This is a genomic window from Acinetobacter towneri (genome assembly GCF_001758345.1).
Taxonomy (GTDB): Bacteria; Pseudomonadota; Gammaproteobacteria; order Pseudomonadales; family Moraxellaceae; genus Acinetobacter; species Acinetobacter towneri_A.
This window is the reverse complement of record NZ_MKQS01000048.1, coordinates 1-4,408: the sequence shown is the minus strand read 5'-3', so window position 1 is coordinate 4,408 and position 4,408 is coordinate 1. Positions and strand designations below refer to the sequence as shown.

Here is a 4,408-nt window from a genome sequence, read left to right as displayed (position 1 = left end):
CTTCCTTGAGCTGTTTGACTTCTTTCTCTAATTCCACGATCCGCTGTTGTTCTGGTGAAAGTTGACGTTTACTTGAACCTGCCGGATTGGTTTCACGAATCCATTTATCTAATGTTGAATAACCCACACCTAATTTCTGGGCGATTGCAGCTACAGACTCGTGTGAGTTTGAAAGTGCATAATCAATCGCTTGCTGTTTAAATTCGGGACTAAAACGTTTAGCCATTTCTTGAATCTCCAAAGATTAAAGTTACGTTATCTTTAGAGGGACGTGCTGTCCATTATTTTGTCTAGGATCACTTGCTCGTATTGACAAGTCGTCCATAAATTGTTGTGAAATTGATTTTCACTTATTTTCCAATAATACTCTCTCTTTCTATCAGCCCATTTACATTTTTTTTTGCAGTGAATTTTATTAATATAATTTAGGTAATTATTAATAAATTCAAAAAATTTAAAATTATTAAATTTATCAGCTTGCAATTTATTTTTATAGTGTTCTAAAATATTATTTATTTCATACTTGTAATCTCTTATAAAAATTAAGACTTCCTTTTCATAATATAATTTTACTTTGGGTGGTCTTTGTTTTATATTCCTGAATATAAAATTAAGATCAGTGTCATTAATTGGGAAAATATAGTTAAAAAATCCTAATAATCTATTAATGTCGCTCTCATTCGTAGCACATATAATATTTCCTGTAATTGGGAAATATTTTTGAATTTCTTTTTCCAATCCGACCACCCAATTTTTTATTTTACAAAATCTTAATGTTGAAACTCTTTCTTTATTTCTTGGCCAATCTAAATTTAAACTAATTGCTAATTCTTTTATTTTTTCAACCCTTGAATAAAAATAGTCATTTTTATTAGATGATGATTCTGTCAATAAATTTATTTTTTGCAATTTAGTCTTGTGTACTGGACATATACTAATCCAATTTTTGTTAAAAATTTCACTATGAAATCCAGTTTTGATACATAATTCGCAGTATAAAAATATTTGCTTATGAGTATTGTTTCCTTTTTCTACTTGTATTCCACTCTCAATGCAATCTAGTTTGGCGTACTTGAATTGAGAGTAGGATTCTAAAATATCCTTATCATTTTTTGATATATTTCTAAAAAAATTATCAAATTTAATTTTATCAGTATACAAGTAATTCCAATTTTGTAAAAATTTTTTTACAGTTATTTTATTTAAATGACAAAATTTAGCAATAAAACTTTCAAATGATTCTGTTTTATTTAAAAGATCGATACTCCAATTAAAATTAGGATATTTTGGGTCATCAATATTTACTGATTTTTTAATCATTATAATTCCTAAATAGGTATTTCTGTAATCATTGAAATATGGCTCTCGAACCCCGTCTTCTTAATCAAATCTAACCAGTAATCTAATGATTCCAGCTTACCCCAATCCTCACCATCATTAGCCAGGTCTTTAAGGGTTTTTTCAATTAATAAGGCTAAGTGTTGCATAGGTATTTCAAATTGATTCTTCTTATATGCCTTCTGTGGATATGATTTTTGAAAACCATCCCATATTAATTCAGCATAATTAATTAGACGATTACCTTTTTTATAACCTATTGGAGCAAAATATTCCAAATATGTAGTTCCACTTCCGACTGGCCATTCAGAGTCTTCTTCATATGATCTAAGAATAAAAGCAATTTCTTGCAAGGTTTTAATACCTTTAAAGCGGTAATCACCTGTAAAAAATCTCGCTGCTATATGAGGATTACCAGTTCTTGCTAAATAATTTGGCTTATAATTTACATTATGAGTAGCTATTGAAAAAACACTTATTTTATAACCACTTAAGTCCAAGTTGTTTTGCAAACCTAATAACCATTTCCACTCTTTAAGAGTCATCTCTTGAGCTTCATCGATTAAAATAATTACATAATTACTATAAGCGAAATCAGCGATAGTTTTAAATCTTTCTTCTACTAAGTTCCTTGCAATCATTTTTGTTTTTGGTTTTTTTATATCATAAAATTCATAATTTGTTGATTTTAATATTTCATTCCAAAACTCACCTTCACTCATTAATGACTCTTTTCGACTCCATAATACTAAAGGAATTTCATGTTTAAAACGTTGTGATAATTCGCCTATTAAATAATCCCTTACAGTACGAGTTTTTCCAAATCTTGACGGGCCGTATAAATAACCTCCACTCAACCTTTGTTCTATCCAGTCACCAATAACTGCTATCATTTCATCCATTGGAGGAGTATATATTGTATATTTCTGAGTAAATATGGGATGGTTGAAATTAATATTTTGATTCATACATCACCCCTGTACTATTTTTCTTCTAGCTGGTAAGTTGGATAAATCATATTTTTTATTGTTTGTTTTAGATGATTTAAAACCAGGCTCAACATTTGATAATTCTATTTTTTGTTTATTTTCCTTAGAGCTAATCTCTGAATTGTCTGTGAAATTGGTCGAATTCTCATTAACCAATGAATCACTAGTATCTGTATTATCATTTACTAATATTCTTTGTAGTTCTAAGTAAGCTGGGTGTGTTGGTAGTGTTTTATGAGTAATAGCAAACTCCATAAAAGCACTTACAGCATCTTTATTTTCATAAACATGAATAATTTTTTTGTTAATTGCAGAGTTGATATGTTTTCGAACTCTCAAACTATGAGGATGCTTATGCCATGGCATAGCAGCTCGCAATATTCCTAAAGAGTCACCATTTTCTGTAGATGCCATAACAACTCGTGCATCATCAGGTAAATGATTTGAAACCCAAATATGGCTACCTATTAGATCAAATCTTTGCCCTAATATTTCACTGTTATATCTTGCTCCTTCAAAATTTATGTAAGGTTTTCTCCCCTGTTGAAGATTACCTTTAACTTGACATTTTTTCCTATAACTGAACAAAATATCAATCTTTTCTTGATCTACATACCTAAGATTTTCTTGTTTTCGTATCGTAAATTCAAAATATTCCAAAGGAGATCTATATCCTAAGCTCGAATGAGGAGTATTATTGTATTCAGTAATCATTGCACCTAGTAACTCTTCAGCATACTCCAGTTGAAATCTAGACTCTATGGCAATTTTTTGAGGGTTCTCTCTTTTTGATTTATGGTCTTTACCACTTGTATTACTTAGTTTCTGAAAGCCATAGGTAGATATATTTCTAAAAAAAGCCTCGATATTTGGCCTATCATCTTTATTTCTACGTTTAGCATAATTGGAAATTTTCGATACTGGAGATATTAGTTTTGATCCAATTACATTATTTAAAATATGCTCAATATAAGTACAGTTTTCTGCTAAGGCACCATCAACACACATCTCATCCCAACACAAACCAATATACTTATCAGATAACATCGAAGGAAAACCAGGGTCTTCACAATATTTAATATCTGAAAAGTTTTTACTTGGTTTGTATTTTGTGACAGAGTTTCTAATGGCTTTTAATACATCAAATTTATTAACCTCTTTACCTAAAGATAGGTGATAACCTAAAACTACTCTTGTATAAACATCAATGAGTACAATTACCCAAACTCTATGAATAATTTTTTCAGTAAAATCACCCGAAAAGTCTGGTACAAGAATACAAAAGTGACCATCAAGAAGATGTGCATCCATTTCTACTCGTGATAATGGTGCGTCAATAGGTCTGTCAGTACCATCTCCTGTTGTAATTTTTTGACTGCTTTGCTTACCAAATACCTTCACTGCCTGTGCAGGGTTTTCTGCTAAAACCTTTTTTATGTACTTAGTAATAGTTACGTAACCTCTTTTGTCTGTGTCGAAAGGCCATTCTTGTTTGATTTCCAGCCCTAACTCTTTTAATTGTTTTAAAAACCACAACCATAATCCTTTGCTAGACTGATTTACGTAGTCAAGATTTTTTTGTCCTCTAGAATTGAGAATTTTATTATTAAAAGATTCTTTAACTTCTGGAAATCTTACAAATAAGGAATCTAAWGCCCCACTACATCCATGTCCAAAGGAATTTGCTGATACCTTATTTTTTCTTTTATATCCATTAATATTGACATTAGGAATTAGTCCTCTCCAACCATAAATACGTCCATCTTGATGTGTTGCTAAACACCTTGATCCTAGACAAAATAATGGACAGCACGTCCCTCTAAAGATAACGTAACTTTAATCTTTGGAGATTCAAGAAATGGCTAAACGTTTTAGTCCCGAATTTAAACAGCAAGCGATTGATTATGCACTTTCAAACTCACACGAGTCTGTAGCTGCAATCGCCCAGAAATTAGGTGTGGGTTATTCAACATTAGATAAATGGATTCGTGAAACCAATCCGGCAGGTTCAAGTAAACGTCAACTTTCACCAGAACAACAGCGGATCGTGGAATTAGAGAAAGAAGTCAAACAGCTCAAGG

5 protein-coding genes are annotated in these 4,408 nt (G+C 30.9%); 1 reads left to right on the top strand and 4 read right to left on the bottom strand.

Annotated elements, in window-relative coordinates; all coding sequences use genetic code 11:
- The 4 genes from BJN41_RS15215 to BJN41_RS13285 form a co-directional block, all read right to left on the bottom strand.
- A partial coding sequence (locus BJN41_RS15215; RefSeq protein WP_070155762.1) for a transposase occupies positions 1-226 on the bottom strand: 226 nt, incomplete at its 3' end.
- A 35-nt stretch (positions 227-261) separates the two neighbouring features.
- Complete coding sequence (locus BJN41_RS13295; RefSeq protein ID WP_070155761.1) at positions 262-1,320, bottom strand: hypothetical protein; 1,059 nt, start codon at positions 1,318-1,320, stop codon at positions 262-264.
- Positions 1,321-1,328: 8 nt separating this feature from the next.
- Positions 1,329-2,306 carry an ATP-binding protein gene (locus tag BJN41_RS13290; RefSeq protein WP_070155759.1) on the bottom strand — a complete coding sequence of 326 codons (978 nt, stop codon included), beginning with the start codon at positions 2,304-2,306 and terminating at the stop codon, positions 1,329-1,331.
- Between the two features lie 3 nt (positions 2,307-2,309).
- Entirely contained in the window at positions 2,310-3,863 is a 1,554-nt protein-coding gene (locus BJN41_RS13285; RefSeq protein ID WP_070155757.1) for a hypothetical protein, read from the bottom strand.
- A gap of 322 nt (positions 3,864-4,185) precedes the next feature.
- Between BJN41_RS13285 and BJN41_RS13280 the strand changes: the two genes are divergently transcribed.
- On the top strand, positions 4,186-4,408 hold a 223-nt coding region (locus BJN41_RS13280), incomplete at its 3' end, for a transposase (protein WP_070155754.1).